Source organism: Agrobacterium sp. H141 (assembly GCF_057158725.1).
In genome coordinates this window covers 4,216,943-4,231,199 of sequence record NZ_CM169893.1, presented here as the reverse complement: position 1 = coordinate 4,231,199, position 14,257 = coordinate 4,216,943, and the positions used below count along the sequence as shown (strand labels likewise).

At 56.8% G+C, this 14,257-nt stretch carries 17 protein-coding genes; 9 read left to right on the top strand and 8 right to left on the bottom strand.

From position 1 onward, the window contains the following. Positions 1-10: 10 nt before the first annotated feature. Entirely contained in the window at positions 11-799 is a 789-nt protein-coding gene (pcaD, locus tag ACWPM9_RS19985; protein ID WP_484756276.1) for a 3-oxoadipate enol-lactonase, read from the bottom strand. Positions 800-892: 93 nt separating this feature from the next. Here pcaD and pcaQ point away from each other — a divergent pair, with 93 nt between their 5' ends. The 5 genes from pcaQ (at position 893) to ACWPM9_RS19960 (ending at position 3,520) form a co-directional block, all read left to right on the top strand. Then, on the top strand, positions 893-1,810 hold the full coding sequence (gene pcaQ, locus ACWPM9_RS19980; RefSeq protein ID WP_428186361.1) for a pca operon transcription factor PcaQ: 918 nt from the start codon (positions 893-895) through the stop codon (positions 1,808-1,810). A gap of 80 nt (positions 1,811-1,890) precedes the next feature. Further along, on the top strand, positions 1,891-2,160 hold the full coding sequence (locus ACWPM9_RS19975) for a hypothetical protein (RefSeq protein ID WP_484756275.1): 270 nt from the start codon (positions 1,891-1,893) through the stop codon (positions 2,158-2,160). Between the two features lie 137 nt (positions 2,161-2,297). Beyond that, entirely contained in the window at positions 2,298-2,507 is a 210-nt protein-coding gene (locus ACWPM9_RS19970; RefSeq protein ID WP_428186359.1) for a hypothetical protein, read from the top strand. A 142-nt stretch (positions 2,508-2,649) separates the two neighbouring features. Continuing rightward, a complete protein-coding gene (locus tag ACWPM9_RS19965; RefSeq protein ID WP_428186358.1) occupies positions 2,650-3,141 on the top strand; it encodes an acyl-CoA thioesterase in 492 nt (163 codons plus the stop codon). Positions 3,142-3,226: 85 nt separating this feature from the next. Then, the gene (locus ACWPM9_RS19960; protein WP_484756274.1) at positions 3,227-3,520 is read left to right on the top strand and encodes a hypothetical protein; all 294 of its coding nucleotides are present in this window, start codon (positions 3,227-3,229) and stop codon (positions 3,518-3,520) included. 109 nt (positions 3,521-3,629) lie between these two features. On the opposite strand, the gene ACWPM9_RS19955 is transcribed toward ACWPM9_RS19960, so the two are convergent. From ACWPM9_RS19955 to ACWPM9_RS19945, 3 genes are all read right to left on the bottom strand, one after another. After that, positions 3,630-3,995, bottom strand: a complete 366-nt coding sequence (locus ACWPM9_RS19955) for a YegP family protein (protein WP_484756273.1) — start codon at positions 3,993-3,995, stop codon at positions 3,630-3,632. A gap of 244 nt (positions 3,996-4,239) precedes the next feature. Beyond that, positions 4,240-6,066 (bottom strand): translation elongation factor 4, encoded by a 1,827-nt coding sequence (lepA, locus tag ACWPM9_RS19950; protein WP_484756272.1) that lies wholly within the window; start codon positions 6,064-6,066, stop codon positions 4,240-4,242. Positions 6,067-6,272: 206 nt separating this feature from the next. Then, positions 6,273-6,866: a GNAT family N-acetyltransferase gene (locus ACWPM9_RS19945; RefSeq protein WP_484756271.1), complete on the bottom strand. Its 594-nt coding sequence runs from the start codon at positions 6,864-6,866 to the stop codon at positions 6,273-6,275. Positions 6,867-6,947: 81 nt separating this feature from the next. Between ACWPM9_RS19945 and ACWPM9_RS19940 the strand changes: the two genes are divergently transcribed. Together ACWPM9_RS19940 and ACWPM9_RS19935 are read left to right on the top strand one after the other, a co-directional pair. Beyond that, complete coding sequence (locus tag ACWPM9_RS19940; protein WP_428186353.1) at positions 6,948-7,349, top strand: ketosteroid isomerase-related protein; 402 nt, start codon at positions 6,948-6,950, stop codon at positions 7,347-7,349. A 41-nt stretch (positions 7,350-7,390) separates the two neighbouring features. Then, positions 7,391-7,912, top strand: a complete 522-nt coding sequence (locus tag ACWPM9_RS19935) for a GNAT family N-acetyltransferase (RefSeq protein ID WP_428186352.1) — start codon at positions 7,391-7,393, stop codon at positions 7,910-7,912. 25 nt (positions 7,913-7,937) lie between these two features. Here ACWPM9_RS19935 and ACWPM9_RS19930 read toward each other — a convergent pair whose 3' ends face one another. Next, positions 7,938-9,137: an MFS transporter gene (locus tag ACWPM9_RS19930; RefSeq protein ID WP_484757694.1), complete on the bottom strand. Its 1,200-nt coding sequence runs from the start codon at positions 9,135-9,137 to the stop codon at positions 7,938-7,940. Positions 9,138-9,173: 36 nt separating this feature from the next. Beyond that, a complete protein-coding gene (locus ACWPM9_RS19925; RefSeq protein ID WP_484756270.1) occupies positions 9,174-9,794 on the bottom strand; it encodes a TetR/AcrR family transcriptional regulator in 621 nt (206 codons plus the stop codon). 184 nt (positions 9,795-9,978) lie between these two features. Here ACWPM9_RS19925 and ACWPM9_RS19920 point away from each other — a divergent pair, with 184 nt between their 5' ends. Continuing rightward, positions 9,979-11,004 (top strand): histone deacetylase family protein, encoded by a 1,026-nt coding sequence (locus tag ACWPM9_RS19920; protein ID WP_484756269.1) that lies wholly within the window; start codon positions 9,979-9,981, stop codon positions 11,002-11,004. Positions 11,005-11,096: 92 nt separating this feature from the next. Here ACWPM9_RS19920 and ACWPM9_RS19915 read toward each other — a convergent pair whose 3' ends face one another. After that, entirely contained in the window at positions 11,097-12,203 is a 1,107-nt protein-coding gene (locus tag ACWPM9_RS19915) for a TRAP transporter substrate-binding protein (RefSeq protein ID WP_428186349.1), read from the bottom strand. A 300-nt stretch (positions 12,204-12,503) separates the two neighbouring features. Between ACWPM9_RS19915 and mbfA the strand changes: the two genes are divergently transcribed. Further along, positions 12,504-13,487 carry an iron exporter MbfA gene (gene mbfA / locus ACWPM9_RS19910; RefSeq protein ID WP_428186348.1) on the top strand — a complete coding sequence of 328 codons (984 nt, stop codon included), beginning with the start codon at positions 12,504-12,506 and terminating at the stop codon, positions 13,485-13,487. Between the two features lie 73 nt (positions 13,488-13,560). Here mbfA and ACWPM9_RS19905 read toward each other — a convergent pair whose 3' ends face one another. Further along, on the bottom strand, positions 13,561-14,175 hold the full coding sequence (locus tag ACWPM9_RS19905; protein ID WP_484756268.1) for a transglutaminase-like cysteine peptidase: 615 nt from the start codon (positions 14,173-14,175) through the stop codon (positions 13,561-13,563). Positions 14,176-14,257 lie beyond the last annotated feature (82 nt).

The following is a 14,257-nucleotide window of genomic DNA, read 5'->3' as shown; positions in this document are numbered from 1 at the left end:
CTACACCCTTTCAGGTCTTGCGAAGGAAAGCCTCTATGAGCTCACCGAGAATTTCCGGTTGTTCGACGCAGGGAATATGGCCGCAACCGGGGATCTCTTCGAATGTTGCACCTGGAATACGCTCTGCCATTGCGCGCACCAGTTCTGGCGGCGTCGAACCGTCCTGATCACCAGCAATGCATAGTGTCGGCACGGTGATTGCTGAGGAAATATCGGTGACATCGGCATCGCGGATCGATGCACAGGTCTGCACATATCCGTCGGCGGGCTGACGTTCCATCATCAATTTGTAGCCGGCGAGATCGTCGCCACGCTCCTGATGGAAGTCTGGCGTGAACCAGCGCTCCATGACGTTGTCAGAGATACTGGAGAGGCCAGATTTTTCAATGGCCTCGATGCGCGCATTCCACATCTCATCATTGCCGATCTTCGACGCGGTGTCGCACAGGATCATCTTGTCGAACAGTTCTGGCCGCTTGGCAAAGAGACCTTGAACAATCAAGCCGCCGACTGAAAGACCGCAGAAAATTGCCTTCCGGATACCGACATGATCGACAAGCGCGCCAAGGTCATCGACAAGATCGTCCATGGTGAATGGCCCGTCGCCCATGCCCGAAAGGCCATGTCCGCGCGAATCGTAGAGCAGTACGGAAACATCTTCGGGGAGTTCATCGAACAAGGGCAGCCAGATGCGGAAATCTGTGCCGAGCGAGTTGGAAAATACGATCAGCTTCTTGGCGCGTGCCTCGCCGATCAGTTCATGGTGAACGGTAATTCCATTGATGGTGGCAAATGCCATGTCGTCACTCCCTAGGATCTCTGTGATAGGCGATGTTTTTTGTAAGTTAAAATGATATTATAGCCGAAACGCATAACGAAAATGGTATAAGTTATGGATGCGCGCATCAAGTTCCGGCATCTTCAGACATTCCTTGAAGTCGCACGCCAGCGCAGCGTCGGCAAGGCAGCAGATGCCTTGTCGATCACACAGCCAGCTGTTTCACGGACCCTAAGTGAACTGGAGGCTATTCTCGACGTCGAGTTGACGGAGAAAGATGGTCGCGGCATCAGGCTTTCGCATTTCGGCGAACTGTTTTTGAAACACGCTGCCGAAAGTGTTGCGGCTGTCCAGCGTGGTATTGATTCCATCGGGCTGGCGCAGAGATCCGAAGGACCACCCATTCGCATCGGCACTTTGCCGACGGCGTCAGCCACCTTCATGCCGGAGGCGATTGCCGAGTTCCTGCAACGGGACACCGGCAGCAAGGTGACCATCATATCCGGCGAAAATCGTGTACTGCTTGATGCCTTGCGGCTTGGGGAACTCGATCTTGTCGTTGGGAGGCTGGCTGCGCACGAACTGATGACATCGCTTGTTTTCGAACCGCTATATAGCGAAGAAGTGATGATCGTGGTGGGCGCTGACCATCCGCTGTTGGAGCGGCGTAACTTCACTCTCAGTGCATTATCTAGCTACACGGTTTTAATGCCACCGAAGGGCTCCGTCATTCGCCCCTTTGTGGACCGCCTGTTTCTGATGAACGGCATTCCGGAACTGTCTAATACGATTGAGACCGTGTCCTATTCATTCGGCCGCGCTTTCATATCTCGCCATCCCGCAGTCTGGATCATATCCCGCGGGGTTGTGGTCGAAGAAATCCGATCCGGGCGTTTCGTGGCTCTCCCTTTGGATATGAGCGAAACGCGCGGCGGTGTAGGATTAACCACCCATTCTGCAGTTGAATCGACTGCCGCACTCGACCTCATGAAGCAGGTCATTCGGGAGCATGTTCGCCGGCAGTTGCTGTGACACCGCCGCCTTGGAGCGTCTCTGTCTGGAACGAAAAGGAGCGAGAGGCATTTTCCTCTTCATAAAGAGAAGGAGAGAAAATGGCATACGATCCGGATAGAATGGAAACGCCCACCAGCGGCAGTGACATCCCAACAGCGCCAATTGGCATGACCTGGCTGCCTTGGGCCATTGGTTTTGCAGTCGTCATTCTCGGTATTGCCGTCTGGTCGATAACCGGTGGCGCGGTGACAGATCCGATCACAACCTCGTCGACCAAGCCGACCTATACCGATCCGGCGACGCCGGAGAACTCGCCCGGCAGCGTTAACGTGCCTGCAATCGAAACGCCTGCAGCGCCCCGGCCATAACATCCAGGATCGTCAATCTGTAGAATATTCGCGGTCTCAACCGTCGGTGGGGCCATGTCAGCTGCCTGTCTGGCCATCAATTTGGGAACCGACAGCCGAAAGCGGCATTGTTACCTTAAAGAAAGGAAGGTCCCACCATGGTTCTTGATCCCGATCCATCTGACAAACGCGAAGCGCTCGAGCGACCGCCCATGCCACCGGGCAAACCGGCGCGCGCGCCGTGGCTTGCCCTCTTGGCCGTCCTCGTTCTCGGCCTAATCGGCTGGTGGATGATGGGAGGCAACACGGTTGATCCGGAGACGACGTCGTCAACGGCTCCGGTGGTGGACACGTCCCAAGGACAGTAAACAAGACTTCTAAACCGCTCGCCCGATGGAGGGCGGACGGTTTTGTAGATCTTTGTTGGATTTTTTCTGCGCCACGATTTTCCCGCTTCTGTCGATGATCGATGGCGGCTAGTGTCTCTCCTGATACTTTAGAGGAGAGATGATGGACCGCGCTCACGACCCAAGCGAGCTAGAAATGGTGGTGCTAATGACGCCGGATATGGCAAATTTCTCCGGCAAGGTTCACGGTGGCGCTTTGCTCAACCTGCTCGATCGCGTTGCCTATTCCTGCGCGTCCCGGTTTTCTCAGCAATATGCAGTCACCCTGTCGGTCGATCAGGTGGTGTTTCGACAGCCCATCCAGGTGGGTGAACTTGTGACGTTTCGCGCCGCCATCAATTATGCCGGCAAAACATCCATGGAAATCGGCATTCGGGTCGAGGCGGAGAATATCCGCACAGGCGAACGGCGGCATACCAATAGCTGCTACTTCACCATGGTGGCCGTCAATGCAGACGGCAAGCCAACCGCAGTTCCCAAGCTATTGCTTGATACAGAGGCCAAACGCCGACGCTCCCGCCAATCGGAAGCTCGCAGATCATTGCGCCAGGAATTTGAGGCCAGACACAGCCAGTTGAAGGACGAAACGGACTGAAAGGGATCATTGTCACAAGCAGGCGACGGAACAAAATAGAGCCGTTTTGCATTTTCCGCTCAGACAACCTAAGGAGGAGATGTAAATGACTTATGATCCCAATATGAATTCCGGACGTCCCGATCTTCAGTCGCCGCGCCCGCCAAATCGCGGAAACTGGGTATGGGCAGCACTTGGCGCTGTCGTCGTCCTCGGTGTCGTTCTCTGGGTCAGCATGGGTGGACCGGCAACAGATCCGACGACGACCTCGTCGACCACGCAGCCAGCGGCCACTGAGACAGCGCCGGCGATAGAACCGATGGATCCTGCTGCTCCGGCGACCCCGCCGGCTGGTGATGTGGCTCCAGCAACACCAGATGCTGGCACTGCGCAGCCTTGATCCGGTCTTAAAATTGATCGTTCAAGCCGTCCGCCTTGAAAGCGGGCGGCTTTTTTATTCTTGCACCATCACGGCTGCCAGATACCACGCATATGGCGGGCAGATTCGATCAGCTCTCGTCTTCCACCGGAGCATCTGGCGAATTTTTCTGGATGGACGTGGCGCAGTTGGTCGCACTGGATTTGCTCTTGTAGGTCTCTGAGCGAAACATGATTTCACCGTTCGACGCACGAAAGCGCACGAAAGTTTCACCGTTCTTGGCCTCATCGATTTCGAAACGATAGCCGGTGCCGGTTTCGCCCTTGGTGAGGTCAACGATAGCGGCACCCGGCGTGTTTTTCTTCATCGAGTCGATGCAGTTCTGCGCGCTCGACTTGGCAGAATAATTCTCCGACCAGACCATGACTTCCGCATTATAGACGAACTGGACGCGATACTGGCCCTTGTCATTCTTCAGGATTTTGAACTTGTGCATGCTCTCGAAGTCCCCCTCGCTAACCGATGCTGCAGCATCACTTCATTATGACATGCGAATAAATAGCGCGTGACGCATCAGCCCGCAACTGTGTCCGGTGATGGAACAGATGGATAAAGTCGCGTTTACAATTCCTGCGGCATAAGGGGCAAATACGGACTCGATAACCGCCGAGCCAAAGTGCAGCCAAAGGAAGACGAACTCGTTGAGGTCGCCGCCTTCCTATCAGAACAGTGCAAAATCTCTATTCGTCGCTCATCTTCAGCGCCGCAATAAACGCTTCCTGCGGGATCTCGACCTTGCCGAACTGGCGCATGCGCTTCTTGCCGGCCTTCTGCTTGTCGAGCAGCTTGCGTTTGCGGGTTGCGTCGCCACCGTAGCACTTGGCGGTCACGTCCTTGCGGAGCGCGGAGATGGTCTCGCGGGCAATCACATTGCCGCCGATGGCGGCCTGGATCGGGATCTTGAACATGTGCTTCGGGATCAGGTCCTTGAGCTTCTCGCACATGTCGCGGCCGCGCTTTTCGGCGGCCATGCGGTGCACCATCATGGAAAGCGCATCGACGGGTTCGCCATTGACGAGGATCGACATCTTCACGAGGTTGCCTTCCTTGTAGCCGTCGAGATGGTAGTCGAAGGAGGCATAGCCCTTCGAGATCGACTTCAGCCGATCGTAAAAATCGAACACCACTTCATTGAGCGGCAGCTCATAGGTGAGCATTGCGCGCTTGCCGACATAGGTAAGGTCGGTCTGGACGCCACGACGATCCTGGCAGAGCTTGAGAATTCCGCCCAGATAATCGTCCGGTGTGAGGATCGTGGCCTTGATCCAGGGCTCATGGATCTCGGAAATCTTCACGACATCCGGCATGTCGGCGGGATTGTGCAACTCGCGCTCGGAACCGTCCGTCATTGTCATTTTGTAGACAACCGAAGGGGCAGTCGCGATCAGGTCGAGATCGAATTCGCGCTCCAGTCGTTCCTGGATGATTTCCAGATGGAGCAGTCCAAGGAAGCCGCAACGGAAACCGAAGCCGAGCGCCGCCGAGCTTTCCATTTCAAACGAGAAGGACGCATCGTTCAGGCGAAGCTTGCCCATGGCGGAGCGCAGATCTTCAAAGTCATCGGCATCGACAGGGAAGAGACCGCAGAACACCACCGGCTGCGCCGGCTTGAAGCCCGGCAGCATTTTTTCTGTCGGCCGCTTGTCCTCTGTAATCGTGTCGCCCACACGCGTATCGGCCACTTCCTTGATCGAGCCGGTGAAGAAACCGATCTCGCCCGGACCGAGACTGTCGACAGCGAGCATTTTTGGCGTCAGCACGCCGACGCGCTCGACATGATACTTGGCATCGGTGCCCATCATACGGATCACCTGACCCTTGGTCAGAACGCCGTCGAGCACGCGCACCAGAACCATGACGCCAAGATATGTGTCGTACCAGCTGTCGACCAGAAGTGCCTTCAATGGTCCTTTTTCGCCGGCGTCGCTCTTTGGCGCTGGCAGCTTGTGCACGATTGCTTCCAGAACGTCCGGAATGCCAAGACCTGTCTTGGCCGAAATCAGAACGGCCTCGGACGCGTCGATCCCGATCACTTCCTCAATCTGTTCCTTGATTCGGTCGGGTTCCGCTGCCGGCAGGTCGATCTTGTTGAGAACGGTGACGATCTCGTGGTCGTTATCGATGGCCTGATAGACGTTGGCGAGCGTCTGCGCTTCGACGCCCTGGGAAGCGTCAACGACAAGCAGCGAACCCTCGCAGGCAGACAGCGAGCGCGATACTTCATAGGCGAAGTCGACATGGCCGGGGGTATCGATCAGGTTCAGCACATAGGTTTCACCATTATTTGCCTTGTAGTGCAGACGCACTGTCTGGGCCTTGATGGTGATGCCGCGTTCGCGTTCGATATCCATGCTGTCGAGCACCTGCTCGGACATGTCTCTCTCGGCAAGGCCACCGGTCGACTGGATCAATCGGTCGGCGAGCGTCGACTTACCGTGGTCAATATGGGCCACGATCGAGAAGTTGCGGATATGGTCAAGCGGGATACGGTTCGGATTTGTGCTCATGGTTCGCGCATATAGCAGTGCTCGCAGTGTCCGACTAGCGGGAACTTCGCGTAAAAGTCGACAAAATCAGCCTTTCAGATTGCAAATCGTCGCTTGCGGTCGTCTTTCACAAGTCGCTGTGGCGAGCTTCATCGTTAGCCGGGGCCTGGTCGATCGGTTTGCGTGATCGAGATTGGCCCTTTGTGCCGTGCGACCTCCCTTATCGTTCAAGCTTGGATATCCCTGATCCAGAAGGAAAGGGGTTTGGGGCTCTCAGCGGTTTCGTCGAGGTCTTGCCAGGTAAATGTCGTGCGCAATTCCGGATGATGGCGATAGCCACGCTTGTTCCAGAACCCGTTGAGCGGCAGATAGTCGGCGGGGCGCCGTGGGTGATCGTCAGGGCGCTGGACGGCGCAAAATGTGCAGTATCGAAGGCTGAGCCGGCGCGCCTGCGTCTCGCGCTCCATAAAGAAGGCAACGCCGATACCGCGCCCGCGATACTCAGGCAAAAGCACGCTTTCACCGAAATAGAAATATTCGGCCGGATCGCGACCTGCCGCCACAAATGGCGTTTTGACCTCCTCCGTCTCGGCGCCCATGGGCATTCCGGTTGATGCACCAATGACCTTGCCGTCATCGATGGCGAGCACGAATATGGAGCCTTCTGATCTGGCATAGGTCGCCAGATATTTTCGCTCGTATTCCGGATCGCCCTCATAGAGATAGGGGAACGCACGAAAGACCGTGATTCTCAGCCGTGCGAGGTCGTCAAAATACTTGGCCGCGTCGCTTCCCGAAAAGGATTTGATTTCAAGAGACATAGATTGTTTTCAGTCCATTTTCGTTCGGTTATACCGTCTCGACCCAGTCGATAAAAGCCTGCTGATGCCAAGGAGTATCCCATGACCGCCACCGATACCATTCGCGCCTACTACGCCGCCTTCAATGCTCAGGACATGGATGCGTTTCTGGCTCTTCTGACAGACGATGTCGCCCATGACATCAATCAGGGCGAACGTCAGACCGGCAAGGCAGCCTTCGCCAAGTTCATGGAACACATGAACCGCTGCTATAAGGAAACGCTGACCGACATGGTCATCATGGGCAGCGAGGACGGCAGCCGCGGAGCCGCCGAATTCACCGTGAATGGCGAATATCTGGCGACAGACGAGGGCCTGCCGGAGGCAAACGGCCAGAAATATGTGTTGCCGGCTGGCGCATTCTTCGACCTGAAGGACGGCAAGGTTGCCCGCATTTCGAACTACTACAATCTCCCCGACTGGATCGCTCAGGTCCAGGGCTGAATACGGCATGTCTGCGGTTCCAATGTCCGCTGGAGATTGTCATGAGTGAAATTCGAAGACTGAACGAAGAAGAGGCCCTGTCGGCCATTCCGGCCTTATCGGCAGTCCTCGCCGATTGCGTGGAAGACGGCGCCTCGGTCGGTTTCATGTATCCGCTGGCGGAGGGGGAGGCAGAGGCCTTTTGGCGCGGCGTTGCGACCAATGTCGCACGCGGTGAAGTCGCTTTGCTGGTGGCGGAACACGACGGTGAAATCGTCGGAACGGTGCAAATGGGATTGACGGCAAAGCCTAACCAGCCGCATCGCGGCGATGTGATGAAACTGCTCGTTCACCGCAAGGCACGGGGTCTTGGTCTGTCCAAAAAGTTGATGGCTGCTGCGGAAGTAGAAGCAAAGGCCCATGGTCGCTGGCTTCTGGTTCTCGATACCGCCACCGGAGAATTGGCCGAAGGCATCTATGAGCGCCTGGGCTGGACGCAGTCTGGTATCATCCCCAATTATGCGCTTTATCCGGATGGCCGCTATTGCGCGACCACCCTGTTCTTCAAGGACTTGCGCGAATGAGTTGGCAAGTCTGTCGGTGATAAAGCTAGCGGCGACGATCTTCCGTCAGGAAGTAGAACAGGGCGCTGATGGGCAGCGCAATGCCGATCATCGAGGCTTCGAACCAGCCGCTATTTGCGAAAGCCCAGGCCCCGATGGCGGAGCCGAGCGCCCCGCCCGTAAAAAATGTCGCCATATAAAGTCCGTTGAGACGGCTGCGCAAATGTGCGCCGAGGCCGAAGATGGCGCGCTGGCCGGTCACGAGCGTCGTCGTTACGCCGAAGTCCAGCAGGATTGCAGCAAAGGTCAATAGGCCAAGGCCGAGAGTGGAGCCGTCTTCGGCAATGTGCGTGATCGCGAAGCTGGCCAATACACACAGCATCCCGAACACAGTGGCCGGGCGACTGAGGCTCCGGTCTGCCAGATGTCCCGCAATCGGAGAGGCAATGGCGCCTGCAACACCGGCAAGTGCAAACAGCGCAATGCCAGCCTGGGTGAGATTATAAGCCGGGCCGGCGAGATAGAGTGGTGTTACTGTCCAGAACAGGCTGAAGGCCGCAAATTGAAAGGCCTGGTAAAGCGCCCGGCGCCGCAACACCGGTTGCGTGGCCACAAGGTGGCGCATGGATCCCAGTAGTTTGCCATAGCTAAGCTTGGTCTCCGGCTCACGCCTTGGCAATTTCACGGCGAGCAGGGCTGCGAGCGCGATCATGATCCCAGCCGAGATGAAGAAAACCATATGCCAGGACGAGAAGCGTGCAACGAAGCTTGCAAAGGGTCGCGCCAGCATGATGCCAAGCATAAGCCCGCTCATGACATTGCCGACAACGCGTCCCCGCGCATGGTCTGGTGCCATATGTGCAGCCAATGGCACGATCATTTGAACCGCAACTGAGCCGAGACCGATGGCCAGAGAGGCCACGAGGAAGGGGATGGCGGTATGCGAGATCGCGGCTGCGAGCAGTGATACGGTCACGAGACCGATCATTCCGAGGATGAGTTTGCGGTTCTCGACCAGATCGCCGAGCGGCACCAGTAACAGCAGGCCGAGCCCATAGCCGATCTGGGTCAGCGTGACGATCAAGCCTGTTGCCTGCGCAGGCAGCCCCACCGACGCCGCGATCGGGCCGGCAAGTGGCTGCGCGTAATAGAGGTTGGCCGCAATCAGTCCACAGGCCGCGGCCATGAGAAAGGACATGCCTGCTGGCATGGAAGGGGTTTGCGCCGAAACACCGGCTGTAGGCACGTTGGTCACGGGAGTTCTCCTTGGGAGAAGAGAGGTTTAGTCCAGAATTTTCATGGCAGCGTCGGCAGCAGCCATCACGGCGTCGCGGTCCTGTCCCGTCTTACCGGCAATGCGTAACCCCTGCATGAAGCAGAACATGGCGCGTGCCGACTGGTCAGGATCGATATGTTGGCCGATTGAGCCATCGGCACGGCCCTCGCGGATGGAGGTCTCAATCAACTGGAACGTATGCTGCTGATGAGCGGACACTTTGCTGGCAGCGTCTTCATCGAACAGAGCCAGTTCGACCGCAGCGCCGATGATCAGGCAGCCTCGTATGCCGCTCTCACCGTGGGAATTTTCCGCGTAGTAATCGAGCAGCGCGCGAACGCGGCCTCGCCCTGTTGCAGCCTTTGCAATTCCGGCGTCGCGCCTGACATTGCCAAGCAGTTTGTAACGAGCCATCGCGGCAAGGAACATGCCGCGCTTATCGCCGAACGCCTTGTAAATGCTGCCGGCCGTCAGGCCGGTCGCTGCAGCGAGTTCTGAAATGGAGGCTGCCTGATAGCCTCGCTCGGTAAAAACTGAGATAGCCTTGTCCAGAACCTCATTCACATCGAAGCTTCGCGGTCGCCCCGCACTTCTCTGCGGCTCCGGCAATCGGCCAGTGTTCGGCATGGTGCACCTATTTGGAAACGTTTGTATCCAAATAGGTCGGACACTCATTTTCGTCAATAGCCTTGGGGTTGTGCTGTCTCCACTATTTTGGTCGGACGACTAAAAACTGATCATTCGCGCTTGCAGGTCTTGGCCGTAAAGCGGTAGCTTTTCGACGAACGTAAATGCGGGAGCAGCCTTTAAAATGCGCGTATTCTATTCCGAGAAACATAAACTTCGCGACGCCAAGACAGAGCTTCACGGGGGCATTCTGGTGAAGCCATTCGAAGGTCCGTTCCGCGCCGAATGGATACTGGAGGCGGTCCAGCAGGCAGGCTTTACCGATGTCGTGGCGCCGACAGAACACGGTCTTGAAACCGCGCTGAAGGTACATGATGCCGGCTATCTGGAATTCCTGCGGACTTGCTGGGAGCGCTGGTCAGCTGAGGATTTTCCGGGCGAAGCCATTCCCACCGCATTTCCCTATCGCCGCGGGCAGCAGCGGGTGCCAAACAATATCGACGGGGCCATCGGCTATTATGCCAATTCCGTCGAAACGTCGATTTCCAACGGCACCTATGAGGCGGCGATTTCATCGATGGATGTCGCGCTGTCGGGTGCCGATTGGTTGAAGGCGGGAAATCGCTTTGCCTTCTCGCTCTGCCGTCCACCGGGCCATCACGCGGGGATCGATCTGTTCGGCGGCTATTGCTTCATTAACAACGCGGCCGTCGCCGCACAGCACTTGCTCGACAATGGCGCAAAGAAGGTCGCAATCCTCGACGTTGATTTCCACCACGGCAATGGCACCCAGGACATCACCTACAATCGTGGCGATATCTTCTTCGCCTCCTTGCACGGTGATCCCGTGGACGCATTTCCTTATTTTCTCGGTTACGCAGATGAAACGGGTGAGGGTGACGGCGTGGGGCTCAACGCCAACTACCCGATGCCACCCGGCACACCATGGGACGTATGGTCGGCAGCACTTTCAGACGCGCTGAAGCGCATTCAAGACTACGGCGCCGAGGCCATTGTGCTCTCCCTTGGCGTCGACACCTTCGAGAAAGACCCGATCAGCTTCTTCAAGCTCACATCCGATAACTACGTGACGATGGGCAGCATGATCGCAGCAACCGGGCTTCCCGTCCTCACGCTGATGGAAGGCGGCTATGGCGTGCCAGAGATCGGTTTGAACGTGACCAATGTCCTGAAAGGACTGGAAGCCTGAACAACTGACTGCTCCGGAAAACAGTCCCAAAACGAAATCGGGCCGCCTGCGCACAAAGCGGAGGCGGCCCGTAATCGCAGTGCCCGGAGATCTTACAGCGTGCCCTGACGCTGCTGGATCATCTGATAGGTGTCGAAGGTGTAGTCAGCGATCTGTGCCCAGAGATAAGCGTCCTTCTTGAACGCCTGCTGGCTGTCGTAGAGCTTCTTGAAGTTCTCGTTCGACGCGCTGAGTTCGGCATAGGTCTCCTGTGCCGCCTTGTGGCAAACGTCGAGGATCTCGGTGCTGAACGCACGCAGTTGTGCGCCTTCGGCCACCAGTTCCCTGAGGGCTTTGGCGTTGGATGCGTCGTATTTTGCCAGCATTCGCGCGTTGGCAGAGGCGCATGCATCGGTCAGCATGCGCTTGTAGTTCTCTGGCAAGCCTTCGAACTTTTCCTTGTTGAAGAAGGCGTGAACACAAGGGCCGCCTTCCCACCATGCAGGATAGTAGTAGTACTTCGCCACTTTGTAGAAGCCGAGCTTCTGGTCATCGTAGGGGCCGACGAATTCGGTCGCGTCGATCGTGCCTTTTTCAAGCGCTGCGTAAACGTCAGAGCCGGCAATCTGCTGCGGGGTCACGCCAACTTTGCTCATAACCTGACCGGCGAGGCCGGCAATGCGCATCTTCAGACCCTTGAGGTCGTCGATGGTATTGATTTCCTTGCGATACCAACCGCCCATCTGCGCGCCGGTATTGCCGGCAGGAAGCGCGTAAAGGCCGTAACCAGCCAGGAATTCGTTGATAAGGTCGGTTCCGCCGCCGGCGGAGAACCAGGAATTGGTCATACGGGCGTTGAGGCCGAAGGGGATGGCCGTGCCGAGCGCAAAGGCAGGGTCCTTGCCGATATAGTAGTAGCTGCAGGTATGCGCCATTTCGACAGTGCCGGACGCAACCGCGTCAGCAACTTGCAGTGGCGGCACGATTTCGCCGGCGGCATAAGTCTGAATGGTAAAGTTTCCATCCGATGCCTCGGCCACGCTCTGGGCGATCTCGTCACATGCTCCGAAAAGAATATCGAGGCTTTTCGGGAAAGACGAGGCCAGTCGCCAGTTCAGTTTTGGATTTTCCTGCGCAATCGCTGGAGCGGCGAGAACTGTGGAAGCGGCGGCGCCAACGCCGACGACACCTGCCTGCTTGAAGAATTTACGACGGTTCATTTTAGCTGCCTTGGGTAGTTTTGTTATTGAATGCGGATTTCTTATGGGGCGGGTCTAATCATGTCGTGCCCTACGTTTCAAGACCAAAGAGCAATCATTGCGTTCGCGCGCATTTGGGAGACAGGAAATTTCGCTAATGACCAGTCATCCGTTTCTATCCGAATACCCCCGATGGATTGGCGCATCGGAATGGCGGAAGGTGTCAGGAAAACCGGTCAATCCCCGCCCTCTGGGGCGACGACCACCTTGACGATACAATGAATGGCGCTTAGATTAGAATTATTCTAAAAAGAGGCTGTCATGATTGATCGATTTTTCCAAGGGACTCGTCGCCCGTTCTCCAGTCTCAACGAGCAGGAAGTCCTGGCGCTTGCGATCTCCTCTGAAGAAGACGATGCGCGAATTTATCTGGCCTATGCGGATCAGCTTCGAGACCAGTATCCGCAATCTGCCAAGGTGTTCGAAGACATGGCGGAGGTTGAGCACACCCATCGCAACATGCTGATCGATATGCACCGCCGCCGTTTTGGCGAGCGTATTCCTTTGATCCGGCGGGAGCATGTGCGGGGATTTTACGCCAGAAAAGCCGATTGGTTGCGCAAGAATCAGTCCCTGGATCAAATCCGGGCTGAAGCGGAACTCATGGAACAGCAGGCCTTCCGTTTTTACACTGAAGCGCAAAAGGGGACAGCCGACGCTGAAACGCGCAAACTCTTGGGCGATCTGGCGCTTGCCGAACAAGGACATGAGGATATCGCGCGTGCGCTGACCGGAACCCATACCCCGGAAGACGTGCGCGAAGAAGAGGATGCCACAGAGCGCCGGCAGTTCGTTCTGACCTATGTTCAGCCGGGCCTTGCAGGCCTCATGGACGGTTCTGTCTCCACGCTCGCGCCGATATTTGCGGCAGCTTTTGCCACCGGCGATACGTGGCAGACCTTCTTGGTCGGCATGTCCGCCTCTGTTGGCGCCGGCATTTCCATGGGATTTACGGAAGCTGCCCACGATGACGGAAAGCTGTCGGGGCGCGGTTCGCCCCTAAAGCGCGGCCTTGCCTCCGGTATCATGACAGCCCTGGGCGGACTGGGGCACGCCTTGCCTTACCTCATCCCCCATTTCTGGACAGCCACACTGACGGCGGCAGTGGTCGTCTTCTTCGAACTGTGGGCAATCGCCTTCATCCAGAACAGATATATGGACACGCCCTTCTGGCGCGCAGCCATGCAGGTCGTTCTGGGTGGGTCCCTGGTCTTGGCCGCCGGTATTCTGATTGGCAACGGCTGATCGACGCGGATCGTTGGCTGTCTAACAAAAAAAGCGACCTCCAAGGGCCGCTTTTTCAATGGATTTTGATGCCTTACCGGAGTGCGCCGACGAGAACGTCGCGACCGTCATCGATGGTCACCCAGCGACCGGTGTCAAACGTCGCCTGACGCTTCAGAAAGCTGTAGGGCGTGCGAAACCACGGCTTCACGTCGTCAGATAGATTGTCGAGCACGAAATCGCCGTCTGAACTGCGCAGAGTAAGGACAGCATGTCCCTCGCCATCCGGCTTTCTGACGACGGTGATCAAAAGGGCGGATACGGGAAAGCCAGCCTCGATCAGCTTCTTGCGCTTCAGCAAAACGAAGTCTTCGCAGTCGCCGGCATCAACGGGATAGGCCCAGACTTCTTCTCGACCATAAATTTCCATATCCGTCATCGGAGTGATCGTTGAGTTGACCGACGCATTCACGTTGCGAACGATATCCCAGCCGTGATCTGTAATGGTTGGCGGCGCAGACGGTTGGCTGCGGATAGAGCACTCATCGCGATGCGCACGGCAAAAATCGTAATGGCCGATCGGCTGAGATGTCACGCTACCGGTCGGCATTGCGTAAGGCGTGTTCGGCGCAGGCGTTGCCACAGTCGCTGACGCGGCAATGGCCATGCCCGCCAGAACCAGGGCAATTGCCCTCGATCGATTTACCATCTGGTCGTCCCCTTGATGCTTAACAAAAAGTTAATGAACAAAGGGGTGGTTAGTCAATCAAACGAACGGGGGAAGCACAGGC